This is a genomic window from Fontimonas thermophila (assembly GCF_900113085.1).
GTDB lineage: Bacteria > Pseudomonadota > Gammaproteobacteria > Nevskiales > Nevskiaceae > Solimonas > Solimonas thermophila.
Genome location: NZ_FOOC01000005.1, coordinates 139,690 through 157,137, shown reverse-complemented (window position 1 = coordinate 157,137; position 17,448 = coordinate 139,690). Strand labels below are relative to the sequence as shown.

Annotated in this window: 19 protein-coding genes and 1 pseudogene; 5 read left to right on the top strand and 15 right to left on the bottom strand. The window is 63.7% G+C overall.

Annotated features, from left to right (window positions below):
• Positions 1–3: 3 nt before the first annotated feature.
• The 11 genes from ptsP to BMZ48_RS06925 form a co-directional block, all read right to left on the bottom strand.
• Complete coding sequence (gene ptsP, locus BMZ48_RS06975; protein WP_091533290.1) at positions 4–1,728, bottom strand: phosphoenolpyruvate--protein phosphotransferase; 1,725 nt, start codon at positions 1,726–1,728, stop codon at positions 4–6.
• A gap of 91 nt (positions 1,729–1,819) precedes the next feature.
• Positions 1,820–2,086, bottom strand: coding sequence for an HPr family phosphocarrier protein (locus BMZ48_RS06970; protein WP_091533288.1), 267 nt, complete (start codon positions 2,084–2,086; stop codon positions 1,820–1,822).
• 99 nt (positions 2,087–2,185) lie between these two features.
• On the bottom strand, positions 2,186–2,578 hold the full coding sequence (locus BMZ48_RS06965; protein WP_091533286.1) for a PTS sugar transporter subunit IIA: 393 nt from the start codon (positions 2,576–2,578) through the stop codon (positions 2,186–2,188).
• Positions 2,575–3,471: an RNase adapter RapZ gene (gene rapZ / locus BMZ48_RS06960; protein ID WP_091533284.1), complete on the bottom strand. Its 897-nt coding sequence runs from the start codon at positions 3,469–3,471 to the stop codon at positions 2,575–2,577. The genes BMZ48_RS06965 and rapZ overlap by 4 nt, the downstream gene beginning before the upstream one ends.
• Entirely contained in the window at positions 3,468–4,025 is a 558-nt protein-coding gene (locus tag BMZ48_RS06955; protein WP_268762368.1) for a hypothetical protein, read from the bottom strand. The genes rapZ and BMZ48_RS06955 overlap by 4 nt, the downstream gene beginning before the upstream one ends.
• Positions 4,026–4,038: 13 nt before the next feature.
• Positions 4,039–4,500, bottom strand: coding sequence for a PTS IIA-like nitrogen regulatory protein PtsN (gene ptsN / locus BMZ48_RS06950; RefSeq protein WP_091533280.1), 462 nt, complete (start codon positions 4,498–4,500; stop codon positions 4,039–4,041).
• Between the two features lie 116 nt (positions 4,501–4,616).
• On the bottom strand, positions 4,617–4,937 hold the full coding sequence (hpf, locus tag BMZ48_RS06945; RefSeq protein WP_091533278.1) for a ribosome hibernation-promoting factor, HPF/YfiA family: 321 nt from the start codon (positions 4,935–4,937) through the stop codon (positions 4,617–4,619).
• A gap of 29 nt (positions 4,938–4,966) precedes the next feature.
• Complete coding sequence (locus BMZ48_RS06940; RefSeq protein ID WP_091533276.1) at positions 4,967–6,415, bottom strand: RNA polymerase factor sigma-54; 1,449 nt, start codon at positions 6,413–6,415, stop codon at positions 4,967–4,969.
• Between the two features lie 103 nt (positions 6,416–6,518).
• Positions 6,519–6,998 (bottom strand): DUF4399 domain-containing protein, encoded by a 480-nt coding sequence (locus BMZ48_RS06935; protein ID WP_091533274.1) that lies wholly within the window; start codon positions 6,996–6,998, stop codon positions 6,519–6,521.
• 135 nt (positions 6,999–7,133) lie between these two features.
• Positions 7,134–7,820, bottom strand: coding sequence for a ribose-5-phosphate isomerase RpiA (gene rpiA, locus BMZ48_RS06930; protein WP_091533272.1), 687 nt, complete (start codon positions 7,818–7,820; stop codon positions 7,134–7,136).
• Positions 7,817–8,494, bottom strand: coding sequence for a YggS family pyridoxal phosphate-dependent enzyme (locus tag BMZ48_RS06925; RefSeq protein ID WP_091533271.1), 678 nt, complete (start codon positions 8,492–8,494; stop codon positions 7,817–7,819). The genes rpiA and BMZ48_RS06925 overlap by 4 nt, the downstream gene beginning before the upstream one ends.
• Before the next feature lie 84 nt (positions 8,495–8,578).
• Between BMZ48_RS06925 and BMZ48_RS06920 the strand changes: the two are divergent.
• From BMZ48_RS06920 to BMZ48_RS06910, 3 genes and pseudogenes are all read left to right on the top strand, one after another.
• Positions 8,579–9,618: pseudogene (locus BMZ48_RS06920) on the top strand (type IV pilus twitching motility protein PilT).
• A gap of 13 nt (positions 9,619–9,631) precedes the next feature.
• Positions 9,632–10,798, top strand: a complete 1,167-nt coding sequence (locus BMZ48_RS06915) for a PilT/PilU family type 4a pilus ATPase (protein ID WP_091533269.1) — start codon at positions 9,632–9,634, stop codon at positions 10,796–10,798.
• 6 nt (positions 10,799–10,804) lie between these two features.
• Entirely contained in the window at positions 10,805–11,869 is a 1,065-nt protein-coding gene (locus BMZ48_RS06910; protein WP_091533265.1) for a PilT/PilU family type 4a pilus ATPase, read from the top strand.
• Between the two features lie 69 nt (positions 11,870–11,938).
• Here BMZ48_RS06910 and BMZ48_RS06905 read toward each other — a convergent pair whose 3' ends face one another.
• Positions 11,939–12,298 carry a YbaN family protein gene (locus tag BMZ48_RS06905; RefSeq protein ID WP_091533263.1) on the bottom strand — a complete coding sequence of 120 codons (360 nt, stop codon included), beginning with the start codon at positions 12,296–12,298 and terminating at the stop codon, positions 11,939–11,941.
• Positions 12,299–12,400: 102 nt separating this feature from the next.
• Here BMZ48_RS06905 and BMZ48_RS06900 point away from each other — a divergent pair, with 102 nt between their 5' ends.
• On the top strand, positions 12,401–13,453 hold the full coding sequence (locus BMZ48_RS06900) for a class 1 fructose-bisphosphatase (protein ID WP_091533422.1): 1,053 nt from the start codon (positions 12,401–12,403) through the stop codon (positions 13,451–13,453).
• Positions 13,454–13,489: 36 nt separating this feature from the next.
• On the opposite strand, the gene BMZ48_RS06895 is transcribed toward BMZ48_RS06900, so the two are convergent.
• From BMZ48_RS06895 to BMZ48_RS06885, 3 genes are all read right to left on the bottom strand, one after another.
• On the bottom strand, positions 13,490–14,185 hold the full coding sequence (locus BMZ48_RS06895) for a cytochrome b/b6 domain-containing protein (protein ID WP_159431110.1): 696 nt from the start codon (positions 14,183–14,185) through the stop codon (positions 13,490–13,492).
• 48 nt (positions 14,186–14,233) lie between these two features.
• Positions 14,234–15,136, bottom strand: a complete 903-nt coding sequence (locus tag BMZ48_RS06890; protein WP_091533259.1) for a DnaJ C-terminal domain-containing protein — start codon at positions 15,134–15,136, stop codon at positions 14,234–14,236.
• 85 nt (positions 15,137–15,221) lie between these two features.
• On the bottom strand, positions 15,222–15,650 hold the full coding sequence (locus tag BMZ48_RS06885) for an Hsp20/alpha crystallin family protein (protein ID WP_091533257.1): 429 nt from the start codon (positions 15,648–15,650) through the stop codon (positions 15,222–15,224).
• A 186-nt stretch (positions 15,651–15,836) separates the two neighbouring features.
• Between BMZ48_RS06885 and BMZ48_RS06880 the strand changes: the two genes are divergently transcribed.
• Complete coding sequence (locus tag BMZ48_RS06880) at positions 15,837–17,447, top strand: GMC family oxidoreductase (protein WP_091533256.1); 1,611 nt, start codon at positions 15,837–15,839, stop codon at positions 17,445–17,447.
• Position 17,448 lies beyond the last annotated feature (1 nt).

Sequence of the window (17,448 nt, the reverse complement as noted above, 5' to 3'; positions counted from 1 at the left end):
GCATTACAGCGCGGCGAGACGGTCGCGCAGCTCCTGCGGATCCAGACAGTCCAAGGCCGCGCTCACCGCCGCGCGGAGCCGGCCGATGTCGGACTCCACGACGATCTGCTTGACCTCGAGTACGCTCGCCGGGTGCATCGAGAAATCGGTCAATCCCAGTCCGAGCAGCAGGCGCGTGAAGCGCGGATCGCCCGCCATCTCGCCGCACATGGCCACCGGAATGCCGGCCCGGCGCCCGGATTCGATCGTATGGCGGATCAGGTGCAGCACGGCCGGATGCAGCGGGTCATAGAGGTAGTTGACCTCGTCATCGACACGGTCGATCGCCAGGGTGTACTGGATCAGGTCGTTGGTGCCGATCGAGAAGAAACGGGCATGGCGGGCGAGCATTGGCGCGGCGATCGCCGCCGCCGGTACCTCGATCATTGCGCCGATCGGTACGTCCTCGGCCATCGGTCGGCCTTCCGCGCGCAGTTCCTCGCGGGCGGCCTCGATCATCGCACAGGCCTGACGGTATTCCTGAAGGTTGGAGATCATCGGCAGCATGATTTGTACGCGTCCGTGCGCAGAGGCGCGCAGCAGCGCACGCACCTGTACGCGGAACAGCTCCGGTTCTTTCAGGCACAGGCGGATGGCGCGTAACCCCAGCGCTGGATTGGTCGGCAGCGGGCCGTGGCTGCGGCCGCTGTCGACCTGTTTGTCCGCACCCAGATCGAGCGTACGGATCGTGATCGTGCCCGACACCGCCGAGACGATGCGCGCATAGGCCTCGTACTGCTCCTCTTCGCTCGGGAGCTCCTTGCGGTTCATGTACAGGAACTCGGTGCGATACAAGCCAACGCCCTCGGCGCCCGCTTCCTCGGCGATGCGGGCGTCTTCCGGGAGTTCGATGTTGGCGAGCAGGCGTACGTGCACGCCGTCGCGCGAGATGGCGGCGCGTCCTTTGAGTTTGACCAGTCCGGCACGGTGGCGCGCATGTTCGCGCTGCTTGGCGCGGTAGAACGCGAGTGCCTGCTCATCGGGATCGGCGATGACGTGGCCGGCCTCCCCATCGACGATGATCGTCTCGTTTTCGCGCAGCAACCGGCGTGCATCGCGCAGGCCGACGATCGCCGGGATGCCGAGACTGCGTGCGAGGATGGCGGTGTGCGAGAGAGGGCCGCCGTATTCGGTGATGAAGGCTGCGACCTGCTGCTGTGCGAGCAGAATGATGTCGGCCGGGGTGACATCGTCGGCGACGATCGCATAGGGCTCGCCGTGTTCGGCCTTCGCCGGCAACTGGCGTTCCGATTTGAGCAGGATGCGCAGGATGCGCCCGCAGACGTGCTCGACGTCGTCGCGGCGAGTGCGCAGATACGCATCGTCCATCTGCTCGAAGACAGCGATCAGGGCGTCGCGCGTGCGGCGCAGGGCCGCTTCGGCATTGATGCGTTCGTTGCGGATATGGGCGACCGTGGCGTCGGTGATCGAACGGTCGTCCATCATCAGGATATGGGTATCGATGAACGCAGCGATGTCGCCCGGCGTGCCTTCGGGGATGCGCGACCGCACCTCGCGTAGCTGCTCCTTGGCGCGCCGCTGGGCGCCGAAGAAGCGCACGACCTCGCCTTCGATCTCGTTCGGCGACAACCGGTATTCGGGGATATCGAGCTCGCCGCCATGCATGCGCTGCACACGTGCGATCGCGATACCGCGCGAAACGCCGATGCCGGAGAGCCAGAGACTCATGGATGGGCGCTCCCGGCGCACTTGCCGGCGCACACGGCATCCACCGTCACGCGTGGCGGTATGCGGCTGCAAACCGCAACGGGCGGTTTTCTCACTCGTCTTCTCCAAAGCGGTCCGCCACCAGGCGGGCGAGTTCGTCGAGCGCCTGCGCCGCATCCTGGCCTTCGGCGATCAAGGTGATTTCGGTGCCTTTCGCAGCGGCCAGCATCATTACCCCCATGATCGATTTGCCGCTGACCTCGCGACCATCCTTGCGTACGCGGACATCGCATTCGAACTTGCTGGCGAGCGTGACCAGGCGCGCCGCCGCGCGCGCATGCAGGCCGAGCTTGTTGACGATCGAAACGGTGCGTTCCATGGGGCGTGTGTCAGCAGGTGAGAATCGGACATCGGGCCAGAGATGCGTAGCCGCCGAGCCACCGATACGGCTTGTGATCCGCAGCCGGGATGCGGGAGGTCATGGTCGTGGGCATTCGATGATGCCGCGGCTGCCGCCCTCGACGGCGCTGCGCACCATCTCGCGCAGGGGTAGCTGCGGATAATTGAAGATGCGGACCAGCATCGGCAGATTGATGCCGGCGACGACGGCGGTGCGTTCGTTACAGCACAGCTTGTTGGCGATGTTGCTGGGTGTCGAACCGAAGACATCGGTGAGAATCAGGACACCATCGCCGGAATCCAGGCGCTCGATCATTTTCAGCCCCTGGCTGGTCAGCACCTCGTGCGAGGAGACGCGGCGGACTTCGAGGACGTCGGTCGCCAGCGGCAGCTCGCCGATCATGTCGCGCAGCGTATCGAGCAGGTAATGCCCGAGCTTGCCGTGCGTAACCAGCAGCAGACCCACACTCATGCGGAAGGCTCCTGTGTCTTGCGCCGATCGGTGCCGGTCCACAACTCGCGATGCCGCACGGTGAGTTGTTCGTACCGTTCACGCAGGGTCTCGGCGAGTTTCTCGACGACATAGACGCTGCGGTGCTGGCCGCCGGTGCAGCCGACGGCGATGGTCAGATAGGCGCGGTCCTGCCGGCGGTACTCCGGCAGCCATCGGTCGAGAAAGCTGCGCAGGTCGTCGATCATGCGTTTGACCGACCCGTGGCGTTCGAGCCACGCGGCCACCGCCGGGTCGCGGCCGCTGAGCTTGCGCAGCGTCGGTTCCCAGTGCGGATTGGGCAGACAGCGCACGTCGAAGACGAAATCGGCATCGTCGGGTACGCCGTTGCGGTAGCCAAAAGATTCGAGCTGAACGGTCAGTTTGCCGTGGCCGCCGCCCGGGACCTGGCTGAGGATTTCCTCGCGCAGCTCGTGCAGGTTCTTGTGAGTAGTGTCGATGGTCGCGTCGGCGAGGCTGGCGATCGGGGCCAGCAGCTCCCGCTCGGCGCGGATCGCCTCGGTCAGCGGCAGGTTTTCGCGCGCGAGCGGATGGCGCCGGCGTGTCTCCGAATAACGTTGCAGCAGAACTGCTTCCTCGGCGCGCAGGAAGACCACCCGCGTCTCGATCCCGCGGCTGCGCAGGTATTCGAGATAGCGCGGGAAGCGCGCGATCTCCTTGGGACTTTCGCGTGCATCGACCCCGATGGCGAGTTTGTCGTAGCGGCTCTCGGCGGCACGCAAGGCACGCCGCGAAATCGGACCCACCAGCTGCAGGGGCAGATTGTCGATGCAGTAGTATCCCAGGTCCTCGTACTGCTTGAGGGCAACGGTCTTGCCGGCGCCGGACAGTCCGCTGACGATGACCAGTTTCATCGGGACTTTTGCTTCCTGATTTCCTTGAGCTGGCGGCGCGCGAAATCCTCGTCGGCACGGTAGCCGGCGCGTCGTTGCCGGTGATCGCGGCACGCGGCCTCGACGAGCACGGCGAGATTATGCCCGAGGCGGATCGGAATCGAGATCTCGGGAACCGTCACGCCCAGGATCGTGCGCACACTGCGGTGTCCGGACAACCGTTCGATCCCGGTCTCGCTGTGCATCGGCGGAGCATCGAGCGTCACGATCAGGTCGAGCGTGGCCGAGGCGAGCAGACAGCGCGCGCCGTAAAGCTTGCCCACGTTGAGGATGCCGAGACTACGGGCTTCGATGAAGCCGCGCAGCAGGCGCGGGCAATGGCCACGCACGCGGCCGCGTTCGACAGTGAATTCGGCGACATCGTCGGCGATCAGCCGGTGTCCGCGGCTGAGCAGCTCGAGGGCGAGTTCGCTCTTGCCGACCCCGCTTGCCCCCGTCAGCAGCACCCCGACGCCGTGCACGCGCATGAAGACGCCATGCAGCGTGGACTCAAATGTGGTAGTGCGGTGCGGCAAGGCGGTGGTGGTTCTACCCCGCGGGGGTGTAGGCGCAGATCAGCATGTAGAGCGCGGCCTCGTCGGCCGATGCGCGCGCCTTCTGGCAGAAGGCGGTATCGGAGAACATCTCCGCGATCGCGGCCAGATGCTTGAGGTGGGTTTCGGTCGCGCCCTGCGGCACCAAAAGCCCGAAGATCAGATCCACCGGCTGGCCGTCGTGGGCGTCGTAGTCGAGCGGATGTTTGAGGCGCATGAACGCGCCGACGCTCTTGGATACGCCGGCCAGGCGACCATGCGGAATCGCAACGCCATGTCCCAGCCCGGTGCTGCCCAGTTTCTCACGCGCCATCAGACTCGCCAGGATGTCGGCGGGCTGTATTCCGGGAACCCCGCGGGCCAGCAGCGCGGCCAGCTCTTCGAGCGCTTTTTTCTTGCTGGTGAACGTGTGTCCCTGGCTGACACGGTCCGGAGACAGGATTTCGGCGATTTTCATGTTGGCTCGTTTCCTCTCGGGGAGAGCGGATGGGGAAAGCGAAGGGGCCCGTGCGAGCGGTGCCCGGGCCCCGCGAGTGATGCGATTCTAACCCCTCATCGAAGTTGCGGTCAGCTTCAGGCGCTCATGCGCTTGTGCGCCTGCTTGTGATGGTGGTTGCGCAGTTTTTCCTTGTGCCGGCGCGTTTGCTGATCGAGCTTGTCGGATAGCAGGTCGATGGCGGCGTAGAGATCGCCGTCGACGGCCTCGGCATGCAGGTTGGCCCCGCTGACGTGCACGGTGGCTTCGGCCTTCTGGCGCTGTTTTTCCACGGACAGAATCACTTCGGCGCTGATCAGATGGTCGAAGTGCCGCTCGAGCTTCTTGAGCTTGGTGACGACGTAGTCGCGCAGCGGTGGGGTGACTTCGACGTGGTGACCAGAGATGTTGAGATTCATCGTGGACCTCCTTGGGAGAACCGGCCGTCTCAGGCCGGCGGTTTGCGCTCGTGCGAGGGGGGAATCCCCAGGCCTTCGCGGTATTTGGCGACGGTGCGGCGGGCCACCTGGATGCCCTCTTTGAGCAGCAGCTCCGAGAGCGTTGCGTCGGACAGCGGGCGTGCCGGATTTTCGGCGGCGATCAGGCGTTTGATCATGGCCTGGATCGCCGTGGCCGAGCACACGCCACCGCCGGTGGTCTGAACGTGGCTGGAAAAGAAATACTTGAGTTCGAAGAGCCCACGCGGGGTGAGCATGTACTTGTTGGCAGTGGCGCGCGAAACGGTCGATTCATGGATGCCCAGCTGCTCGGCAATGTCCCGCAGAACCAAGGGACGCATCGCTTCAGGACCATATTCCAGGAAAGCCCTTTGTTCTTCAACTATGGACTGCGCCACCCGCAGCAGAGTTTCGTTGCGTGCCTCCAGGCTGTTCAAGAAATAGCGTGCTTCTTGCAGGTGCTGCTTGAGCAGCTGCTGGTCGCGCGAGTTGTCGGCGCGGCGGATCAGATTCTGGTAGTGGCTGCTGATGCGCAGGCGTGGGGTGTGATCCGGGTTCAGGCTCACACGCCAGTGACCGTTGCGTTTGAAAACGAAGATATCCGCGGTGATGTAATCGGATTCGTGGGGCTGGAAGGGACGCCCGGGGTGGGGTTGCAGCGTCTTGATCAGACTCCAGGCCGCTGCGACCTCGGCGTGCGGCAGGCCGCTGGCCTTGACCAGGGCGTCCACGTCGCGCCGGGCCAGTAAGGCCATGTGCTGATCCAGCAGGATCAGTGCGGTGTTCGCTCCCGGGGTGCGGGCCGGCAGGGATTCGATCTGCAGACGCAGGCATTCGCGCAGATCGCGCGCACCCACCCCCACTGGATCGAATTCCTGGATCAGACGCAGTACTGCCTCCACTTCGCGGGCATCCGCCTGCAGTTTCTGGGCCAGCTCGGCGAGCAGTTCAGGGTAGTTGCGCAGGTAACCGTCTTCGTCGATCGCATCGATCAGGTATTCGGCGATCACGGCCTGGCGTGGGTTGAGCGGAGCGATGCGCGCCTGTTCGAGCAGGTGTTCGCGCAAACCGGTGTGGCTGCGCAGATTCGCTTCCAGGAAGTCGCGCAGCTCCTCGTCGTCGCTGCTGCGTGAAGGGGTTGGCAGATCGTCGAAGACATCCTCCCAGGACGCATCGACCGGCATTTCGGCGGGGATGTCGCCGTCGTCCGCGAGCTCGAGCGTCTGCACGGAATCGACTGGGGATTCGGGAGCTGGTTCCGTCGGTGTCTCAGCGTCCGCAGGATCGTCCGCGCGCTCGAGCAGGATGTTGGTGTCTAGGGCTTGTTCGATTTCCTGCTGTAGATCGAGGCTGGAGAGCTGCAGCAGGCGGATCGCCTGCTGCAGCGCGGGTGTCATCGTCAGGGACTGGCCCAGGCGCAGGCCGAGCGAGGATTTCATGCCGGTAGAACCATGGCCAGCGGTTGGCGCAGGGCGGTTTGCACACGGCCGGCCGGCGGATGATTTCCGGGCGCATGCGCCCGGAAACGCCGGCGCGATGCACTCACTTGACCGTGATCGTGATCTTTTCCGACATCACCGGTGGGTTGTGCGGCTGGTGCTTCCAGTCGCCGAGGACGAGCTGGAGGGTGTGTTTGCCCGGTTTGAGTTCGAGCAGGGTCTCGGTCTGACCGCCGCCGAAGTGTTTGATCTGGTCGGTCGCAGGCAGCGGCTGGGTGAAATCCACCGCCGGGTCGTCGATGAGGATATGGTGATGCCCGGTGTTGGGTTGGTTGACGCCGGCCGGCGCGACGCCCATGCCCGAGAGACCGAAAACCACGCGCACGGGGCTGGTGACCTCGGCGCCGTTCTTGGGCTCGATGAAATAGACCTTGGCGCCCTGCGGTGCAGCTTGTGGCAGGTTCAGCTGCTCTTCGGCTTTTTGCGCGGCCTGCTGCTTGGCTGCGTCTTTGAGGCTTTTCCAGGTGTCGGCATGGGCGGGCAGGGCAAGGGCGGCAGCGGCGATGATTACAAGGCGTTTCATGGGAGTCATGCGGGTTCCTGACGAATGAGATCGAAAATCCGGCACGGTATTTGCGTGCCTTGGGTTTCCAAGATTAGGTCAATCCGCTTGCGACCGCTACCGCCCGCGTGCCGGCGGCGGTCTTGCCGACCGAGGTCATCCGCCGCCGGAGGCCGTGGCCTTGATCACCCGCGTGCCGGATGACGAGCCGACGATCAGCACGTCGGCCGGCCGGCGTGCAAACAGGCCGACGCAGACCACCCCGGCAAGCCCGTTGATCTCGTTCTCCAGCCTGACCGGATCGACGATGTCCAGATGGTGGACGTCGAGGATCAGGTTGCCATTGTCAGTGACAAAGCCGTCGCGCAGCACGGGATGCCCGCCCAGCCGGGTCAGTTCGCGGCCGATATAGGAGCGCGCCATGGGAATCACTTCCACCGGCAGCGGAAACCTGCCGAGCACGCCGACGAGCTTGGATTCATCGACGATACAGACGAATTTGCGGCTCGCTGCGGCGATGATTTTTTCGCGCGTGAGCGCACCGCCGCCGCCCTTGATCAGTTGCAGATGCGCGTTGGCTTCATCGGCGCCATCGACGTAGAGCGGCAGCGTGCCGGTCTGGTTGAGATCGAGCACGCGGATGCCGGCTTTCTTCAGGCGTTGTGTCGTTGCATTCGACGAAGACACGGCACCGGGGATGTCCTGGGCGAGCTTGCGCTCGACCAAAAGATCGATGAAGTGATTGACCGTCGAGCCGGTGCCGACACCGAGCACCTCGCCGGGTTCGACATAGGCCAGCGCGGCCTCGGCGGCCTTGCGTTTGGCAGCTTCCTGGGCATTCATGTGGACCTTGCTCCGAAGATCGCCGTTCCGATTCGGACCAGCGTGGATCCTTCCATTATCGCGGCTTCCAGATCCTCCGACATTCCGGCCGACAGAGTGTCGAGCGCAAGTCCTTGGGCGCGGATGGCCGCGAACAATGCGCGCAGGCGGGCGAACGCCGAGCGTGCATCCGCACCCGGTGCCGGGATCGCCATCAGCCCGCGCAGCCGTAGCCGTGGCAGCGCGGCGACCGCTTGGCAGAGTGCGGGGGCCTCATCGGGCGTGCAGCCGGATTTGCTCGCCTCTGCGGAGATGTTGACCTGCACGCACACCTCGAGCGGTGGCTTGTGCACCGGGCGCTGGTCGGACAGCCGCTGCGCAATCTTGATGCGGTCCACGCCGTGGACCCAGTCGAAGTGTTCGGCGATGCCGCGCGTCTTGTTCGACTGGATCGGGCCGACGTAGTGCCAGACAAGGCCGGGTTCGTTGAGCGCGACCTGCTTGGCGAGGGCTTCCTGCAGATAGTTCTCGCCGAATTCGCGCTGGCCGGCCGCATACGCAGCGCGGATCGCCTCCGGCCCGAAGGTCTTGCTCACCGCGACCAGGCGCACGGCGTCCACCGGTCGCCCGGCGGCGACGCACGCATCAGCGATGCGGCGGCGCACCGCGGCCAGATTTTGCGCCACGTCCGCCATGTTGCCTCGTTCCCTGAATGCCGATAACGTCTTGCAGAAACACGAAGACGCACATTAGACAACAAGTTTCGAGAGGTCGTCCGCATGGATATCGCGCAGTTACTGACGTTCAGCGTGAAGCAGGGGGCGTCCGACCTGCATCTGTCGGCGGGGGTCGAGCCGATGATCCGCGTCGATGGCGATGTCAAGCGCATCAACCTTCCGCCGCTGGATCACAAGCAGGTCCACGACATGGTGTATGACATCATGAACGACAAGCAGCGCAAGGCTTGGGACGAGTTTCTCGAGACGGACTTTTCGTTCGAGATTCCCGGTCTTGCGCGTTTCCGCGTCAACGCATTCACGCACTCGCGTGGCGCCGGTGCGGTATTCCGCACGATTCCATCCAAGATCCTGTCGCTGGAGGATCTCAAGTGTCCGGCGATCTTCAAGGAGATCGCCGAGTACCCGCGTGGCATCGTCCTGGTCACCGGCCCGACCGGTTCCGGCAAATCGACCACGCTGGCGGCGATGATCAACCACATCAACGAAAACGAATACGGGCACATCCTCACCGTCGAAGATCCGATCGAATTCGTCCATACCTCCAAGCGTTGCCTGATCAACCAGCGCGAGGTGCATCGCGACACGCTGGGCTTCAACGAAGCGCTGCGTTCGGCCCTGCGCGAGGATCCGGACGTGATCCTGGTCGGCGAAATGCGCGACCTGGAAACGATCCGGCTCGCGCTGACCGCCGCCGAGACCGGGCATTTGGTTTTCGGCACGCTGCATACCTCGTCGGCGGCCAAGACCGTCGACCGCATCGTCGATGTGTTCCCTGCCGCGGAAAAGACATGGTGCGCGCGATGCTGTCCGAGTCGCTGCGCGCGGTGATTTCCCAGACTCTCCTGAAGAAAAAGGGCGGTGGCCGCATCGCCGCGCACGAGATCATGATCGGCACGCCGGCGATCCGGAACCTGATCCGCGAAAACAAAGTCGCGCAGATGTACAGCGCCATCCAGACCGGGCAGAAAGAGGGCATGCAGACCCTGGATCAGTGCCTCAAGGACCTGGTGCGCAAAGGGCTGGTTTCGCTGGAAGAGGCGCGGGCGAGGTCGGCGGACCCGCGCAGCTTCACCGTCTGAGGGGATCTATGCCATGGATCGCGAACAAGCCATCAAGCTGGTGCAGCAACTGCTCACGCTGATGAAGCAAAAGGGTGCGTCCGACCTGTTCATCACCGCCGGCTTTCCGCCGGCGATCAAGCTCGATGGCCAGGTGACGCCGGTGATGGACCGGCCGCTGCCCGCGGAGGCCTCGGCGATCATCATCCGTTCGCTGATGAACGACCGGCAGATCAAGGAGTTCGAGGCCAACAACGAGTGCAATTTCGCGATCTCACCGCCGGGCATCGGCCGTTTCCGCGTCAATGCTTTCGTCCAACAGGGACGTGTCGGCGGGGTGCTGCGCACGATCAACACCGAGATTCCGACCTTCGAGCAGCTCGGCTTGCCGCCCCAGCTCGCGAAAATCGCGATGGAAAAGCGGGGCCTCGTGCTGATGGTCGGCGCGACCGGGTCTGGCAAATCGACGTCGCTCGCGGCGATGGTCGGTTACCGCAACCAGCATTCGCGCGGACACATCGTCACGATCGAGGATCCGATCGAGTATGTGCATCCGCATCTGGGCTGCATCGTCACCCAGCGCGAAGTCGGCACCGATACGTATTCATGGGAGAACGCGCTCAAGAACACGCTGCGTCAGGCGCCGGACGTGATTCTGATCGGCGAGGTGCGTACCCGTGAGACCATGGAATACGCCGTCAATTTCGCCGAGACCGGCCACCTCGTGCTCGCGACACTGCACGCCAACAGCGCCAACCAGGCGCTGGATCGCATCATCAACTTTTTCCCGGAAGAAAAACGCGAGCAGCTGTTGATGGACTTGTCGCTCAATCTCAAGGCCATCATCTCCCAGCGTCTGGTGCGCAAGGAAACTGGTGGCCGTGTCGCCGCCATGGAGATCATGATCAACTCGCCGTTGATCGCCGACATGATCTTCAAAGGCGAGGTTGCCGGCATCAAGGAAGTCATGGCGCGCTCGAACGAGCAGGGCATGATCACGTTCGACCAGTTCCTCTTCAACCTGTTCGAAGACGGATTGATCAGTTACGAGGAGGCCATCCGCAACGCCGATTCGCAGAACGAGCTGCGCCTGCGCGTCAAGCTCGAGTCCAAGCGCGCACGTCAGAATCTCATGGAGGACGAGGTCGTGCGCAGGATGCAGATGAAGGACGACGAGGCGGCCAACCTGCTGCGCCGCTGAAACGCCATGCTCAAGATTTTGCCGTACCTGAAACTGTGCGTCGAGAAAAACGCCTCCGATCTGTTCTTTACCGCCAATGCGCCGGCGCAGATCAAGATCGAGGGTGAGCTGATGCCGATTGGCAAGAACGTGCTCACACGCGAGTTCATCAAGGAGGTCGCGTTGTCGATCCTGACGCCGGAGCAGCAGGCGTATCTGGCGCAGAACCTGGAAATCGATCTGGCGACCGAAGCCGGCGGTCTCGGTCGTTTCCGCGTCAATATTTTCAATCAGCGCGGCTCGATCAGCATGGTCATGCGCTATGTCCGATCGCAGGTGCCGCGGCTCGACGAGATCCCGGGCATGCCGCCGGTACTCAAGGATCTGATCCTCCTCAAACGCGGCCTGATTCTGATGGTCGGCGCGACCGGTTCGGGCAAGTCGACGACGCTCGCGGCGATGATCAATCACCGCAACGAGACGCAGACCGGCCACATCCTCACGATCGAGGATCCGATCGAGTTCATCCATCCCAACAAGCGCAGCATCGTCAACCAGCGCGAGATCGGCCAGGACACGCTGAGTTACGAGCGTGCGCTCAAGAGCGCCTTGCGCGAAGCGCCCGACGTCATCCTCGTCGGCGAGATTCGCACGCGCGAAACGATGGATGCCTGCATCCAGCTCGCCAATACCGGGCATCTGGCGATCGCGACGCTACACGCCAACAACGCCTATCAGGCGATGCAGCGCATCGTGAACATGTACCCGGATGTGCTGCGCGAGCAGCTTTACATGGACTTGTCGTTGACCCTACGCGCGATCATTTCGCAGCGTCTGGTACGACGCAAGGATGGCAAACGCTGCGCCGCGATGGAGGTGATGCTCAACACCCCCTATATCCAGGAGCTGATTCTGAGCAAACGCATCGACGACATCCGGGAAGCGATGAACCAGTCTTCGGACAAGGGCATGCTGACCTTCGACCAGTCGCTATACGGGCTCTACAAATCGGGTGTCATCACGCTCGAGGAGGCGTTGTCCAACGCCGATTCGCGCACCAATCTCGAAGCCAAGATCAACTTTGGCAGTTGATGGCGCGCATCGGCAAGCGTCTGCTGTCAGAGGTTTAGCAGTCATCGCACTCCTGGCAGGTCCATCGCGTCATTCTTCCGGCCGCAGCCATAGCCACACGGCCACTGCGAACATTGCCAGCGGAATCGCGATCTTCGCTGCCCAGGGTAGTGGGCTGAATGCGATCAGGACAGTGCTGCCGGCCATCATCAAGGTCGCAACGATTTTGGCTGACCGTGGTACAGCGCCGCGCTCGCGCCAGAGCCGGATCGCCGGGCCGTAGCGGGGATGCTTGAGCAGCCAGGCCTCGAAAGCCGGCCAGCCGCGGCTGGCTGCCGCTGCCGCCAGCAGCACGAAAGGGACGGTCGGCACCACCGGCAAAAAAGCGCCGATCAGGCCGAGCAGCAGGGCGATGAGGGTGAGTCCGCGCCAGAAAATCGTCGAAAGCATGGCACTAGGATGTACGGACCGGCATTTTTCGTGTACTCGACTTGCATTCGCGCGGCCGAGGCGGAAAATGCGCGGGCTGAAAGCAGCATTACAGAGGACAGCATGTCGCCAGTACAGGCCGCCGGGACGCATCGGGGTACCAGGGAGACGGGAATTTCGCTGACCCGGTATCTGATCGAGGAACAACGCGCAGGGCATGTTTGCGCCGATTTGCGCTTGCTGATCGAGGTCGTCGCCCGTGCCTGCAAGTCGATCTCCCATGCCGTGAGCAAAGGTGCGCTCGGCAATGTGCTCGGCGACGCCGGTACCGACAATGTCCAGGGCGAGGCACAGAAAAAACTCGACGTGCTGTCGAACGAGATCCTGATCGAGGCCAACGAATGGGGCGGTCATCTGGCGGCGCTGGCTTCCGAAGAAATGGATCATTGCCAGGCCATTCCCAACGTCTATCCCAAGGGTAATTATCTGCTGCTGTTCGACCCGCTCGATGGGTCCAGCAACATCGACGTCAATATCAGTGTCGGCACGATTTTCTCGGTGCTGCGCTGCCCCGATGGCGTGACCCAGCCGACCGACGAGCACTTCCTGCAGCCGGGCACGGCGCAGGTGGCAGCCGGGTACACCGTCTATGGTCCGAGCACGGTGCTGGTCTTGACCGTCGGGCACGGCACCCATGCGTTCACCCTGGATCGGGAGCAGGGCGGCTTTGTGATGACGCAGCGCGACATCCGGATTCCGGAAGAGACCCAGGAATTCGCGGTCAACATGTCGAACATGCGGCACTGGTACCCGCCGATGAGGCGCTATGTCGAGGACTTGCTCGCCGGCAAGACGGGGCCGCGGGGCAAGGATTTCAACATGCGCTGGGTCGCATCGATGGTGGCGGACGTCCATCGCATCCTCACGCGCGGCGGCATCTTCATCTACCCGCGCGACACGAAAGACCCCGACAAACCCGGCAAGCTGCGCCTGATGTACGAAGCCAATCCGATGGCTTTCGTCGTCGAGCAGGCCGGTGGTGCGGCCACCAACGGTTACGAACGTCTGCTCGACATCCAGCCCAGCAAGCTGCACCAGCGTGTCGCGGTCTTTTTGGGCTCGAAGAATGAAGTTGCGGTTGCCACCCGCTATCACCGCGAGGCACAGCCGGCCTGAAGAAGAGTCGCGCAGTCCGTCGATCCGGCGGATCCTTCAGTGATTTTCTAGAACCTCGTCTGAGGTTTCGCCGCCGCGTTCATGGGCCAGCACGGCATCGCCGATGAGCGCATCGCGCACGCCGAATACATTGGCCCAGAACGCCAGCACTGCCGCGATCAGCGCAAAGCCCAGGGTCCGGTGGGGTTTGTGGATGGCTTCGTCTGCAGATCCGGATTTGTAGCCGGTGATCATGCTGCCGATCAGGTTCTCGCGGTGCCGGTAGCTGCTGACGATCACGCCCATGACATGGATGATCACGATGGCGAGCGTTGCGTTGCCCAGCAGCTCGTGTACCTCTTCGACGAAGTGCCCGCCGATGTCGTTGATGTAGGCATAGCCGCTCGCGGCCGTGCCGAGCACCAGTGCGAGCATCGCGTAGATCGCCCAACTGCCTGCCGGGTTGTGGCCAGTGTAATGCTGGACCTGGCCGCGCATCAGGCTGTGCAGATAGCCGATGACTTCGCGCGGCCGGAAGGCAAAACTAGAAAACCGTGCATGCCGGGTACCGATCCAACCCCAGGCGATACGAAACACAACGAGCGCGCCCGCAGTGAATCCTAGCGTGGCATGTACCAGGCGCCATTCGTCCCGTTCAGCGAGCAGGTAGGCGCCGAGGAAGCACAGCGCCAGCAGCCAGTGGAAAATTCGTGTCGGAACATCCCAGACGGGGATCGATGGCCGCATTGCCATGGTTTCCTTCATCGGGCGAGCTGCAAATGTCAGGCGCCGCGCGTGTGTTCACACACGGCGCGGATCGAAGTCCGGAAAGTGTCGGGCCATGTCGGCATAGTATGCCCGCTGCGCCTCGCTCGTTGCTGGCGGGGTGACGACTTGCAGCGTGACGTACTGGTCCCCTGGCACCGGTCCCGGTAGGCCGCGGCCCTTGAGCCGCATCTTGCGGCCACTCTGGCTGTTGGGCGGCAGCGTCAGTTCCACGATGCCGCCGAGTGTGGGTACCGGAACTTTCCCCCCCAGTGCGGCTTCCCAGGGCGCGACCTTGAGCGTGTGATAGACGTCGGAGCCTTCGAGTTCGAACAGGGGGTGCTTGGCGAACTCCACTTCGAGCAACAGATCGCCACCGTGCGCACCCTGGTCGGCCAGGCGGATGGTCTTGCCGGCCTGGATGCCTTTGGGAATGCGCACGTTGAACGTGCGGCCGCCGATACTGATCTGCTTTTGGGCGCCGTGAAAGGAGTCCTCCAGCGTGATCGTCAGGCGCGCGCGTGTATCCGGCGCGGCTTCCGCGGCCATGTCCTCGAAACCACCGAAGCCGCCGCGCATGCCGCCCATGCCGCCGAACAGGTGGGTGAAGAATTCGGAGAAGCCGCCCAGATCCTCGGCACTCACCGTGCGGCGACGGCCCTGGCCGCCGCCGAACGCGCCAAAGTCCCAGCCTGGCGGCGGGGTGAAGCTCTGCCCGGCTTTCCAGTTTGCGCCCAGCGCGTCATAGGCCTTGCGTTTGGCCGGATCGCTGAGGACTTCGTGAGCCTCGTTGATTTCCTTGAACCGCTCCTCGGCGCCTTTGCTCTTGTTCTTGTCGGGATGGAACTCGCGTGCCAGCTTGCGATAGGCGCGCTTGATCTCCTCGGCCGAGGCCGAACGGGGTACGCCGAGAATCTTGTAGTAGTCCTTGTATTCCATGGGCGCAGAGAATCGGGGGCACGGGGTTTACGAGCGGTGACTGTAAACGAAGCGGGGCGCCGTGGCGCCCCGCTTCTGGCCGCTATCAGTTCGTGACCGCAATCTTGCGGGGCTGCGCCTGCGGGCGTTTGGGGATGATTACCTGCAGCACGCCGTTCTTGCCGCTTGCGGTGACGTTGTCGGAGTCGACCGTGTCGGGCAGTACGAAACGGCGCAGGAACTTGCCGCTTGCGCGTTCGCTGCGTTTGCGCTCGATGCCGCTGTGCTCGACGGGTTGTTCGCGGGTGCCGGCGAGGGTCAGCACGCCCTTCTCCAGCGTGACGTCGATGCTCGACGGCTCGATGCCGGGCACATCGGCGTACAGGACGAATTTGTCCGCATATTCCTCGATGTCGACGGGCGGTACCCAGTCGGCCGTCGCCGCACTGGAGGCATCGTTGGCGCCGAACAAGCGATTGACTTCGTTGAGCAGCTCGCGATGGAGCGCCCAGGGTTCGTAACGGGTGATGCTCATGAAAACCTCCTTGAAAGGCCGTTTCGCGTTGCCCCCTATGTGAGGGTCGTGGCTGTGGCTTTCAAGGCCTGCGGCAGTGGGGTGATCGTGTCGCGCCCGCTGGCAGGGGGATGGACCGGCGTGGGCGGCAGCCGGCCTGACCCTGCGCTAGCATTCGGTTCCGGGAGACTCAAAAGGGAGAGCGCGATGTACGACTACGTGATCGTCGGCGGCGGCTCCGCCGGCTGTGTACTGGCCAACCGCTTGAGCGCCGATGGACACCATCGCGTGTGTCTGCTGGAGGCCGGCCCGCGCGACGACAGTCCCCTGATCCGCATGCCGGCGGGTGTCATCGCGCTGATGCGGTCGAGCACTTACAACTGGCAGTTCTGGACCGCACCGCAGCCGGCGATGGGCGGGCGCCGTCTGTATTGGCCGCGCGGGCGCACGCTCGGCGGCAGCTCGTCGATCAACGCCATGTGTTATATCCGCGGCAACGCCTGGGATTACGACCACTGGGCCGCGCTGGGCAATCCCGGATGGAGCTACGCCGAGGTGTTGCCGTATTTCAAGCGGCTGGAGAATTTCGAGCCCGGTGCCGACGAATTCCATGGCACCGGCGGGCCGCTCAACGTCACGCGTCTGCGCCAGCCCAACCCGTTGTCCGCGGTTTACCTCGAGGCCGCGCGCCAGGCCGGGTATGCCCACAACCCGGATTTCAACGGGGCGCGCCAGGAAGGCATGGGGTACTACCACGTCGCGCAGAAGGACGGTGAACGCTGCAGCAATGCGCGTGCCTATCTGCGCCCGGCCGAGGGGCGCAGCAATCTCGAAATCCTCACCGGCGTGCACGCGACCCGGGTGCTGTTCGAGGGGCGGCGCGCCGTCGGCGTGCGCTATTACGCCGGCGGTGTGTACCGCGAGGTGCATGCGCGCCGTGAGGTCATTCTCAGCGCGGGGGCGGTGGGTTCACCCCATCTGCTCCTGCTCTCCGGTGTCGGGCCGGCGGAGGAGCTGCGCCGGCATGCGATCAGTGTGATCCATGAGCTGCCGGGAGTAGGTAAGAATCTGCAGGATCATCTCGACGTGCTGGTGTCGATGCGCAGCCGCACGCGGCTCGGATTTTCCTTTCATCCATTGTCGCTGGTCCGCTCGCTCAAGGCGCTGGTGCAGTACCTGTTCGGCCGCCGCGGCGAGCTGACCAGCAACATTGCCGAGGCCGGCGGTTTCCTGAAGAGTGATCCATCGGAGGTGATCCCGGATCTGCAATTCCATTTCGTGCCGCTGGTCAACGCCCATCACGGCCTGGATCTGAGGCCACTGTTCCGCTACTACGGCTATAGCATCCTGGCCTGTGATCTGCGGCCGCGCTCGCGCGGCGAGATTCGTCTGGCCAGCGCCGATCCGCTGGTGCCACCGGAGATCGATCCGCGCCATTTCGAGGATCCGCGCGATCTCGACAAGCTTGTCATTGCCATCCGCAAAGCGCGCGAAATCTTCGCGCAACCGGCGTTTGCGCCGCATAATGCCGAGGAGCTCGAGCCTGGTCCGGGCGTGCGCAGTGACGATGAACTGCGGCAGTGGGTGCGCGAGCATGCGGAAACGCTCTACCATCCGGTCGGCACCTGCAAAATGGGCGCCGATCCGATGGCCGTGGTGGATGCACGGCTGCGCGTGCACGGCTTGTCCGGATTGCGTGTCGTCGATGCGTCCATCATGCCGACGCTGGTCGGCGGCAATACCAATGCGCCGACGACGATGATCGCAGAGAAAGGCGCGGACATGATTCTTGCGGATGCCCGCATGGCATCGCATTGAC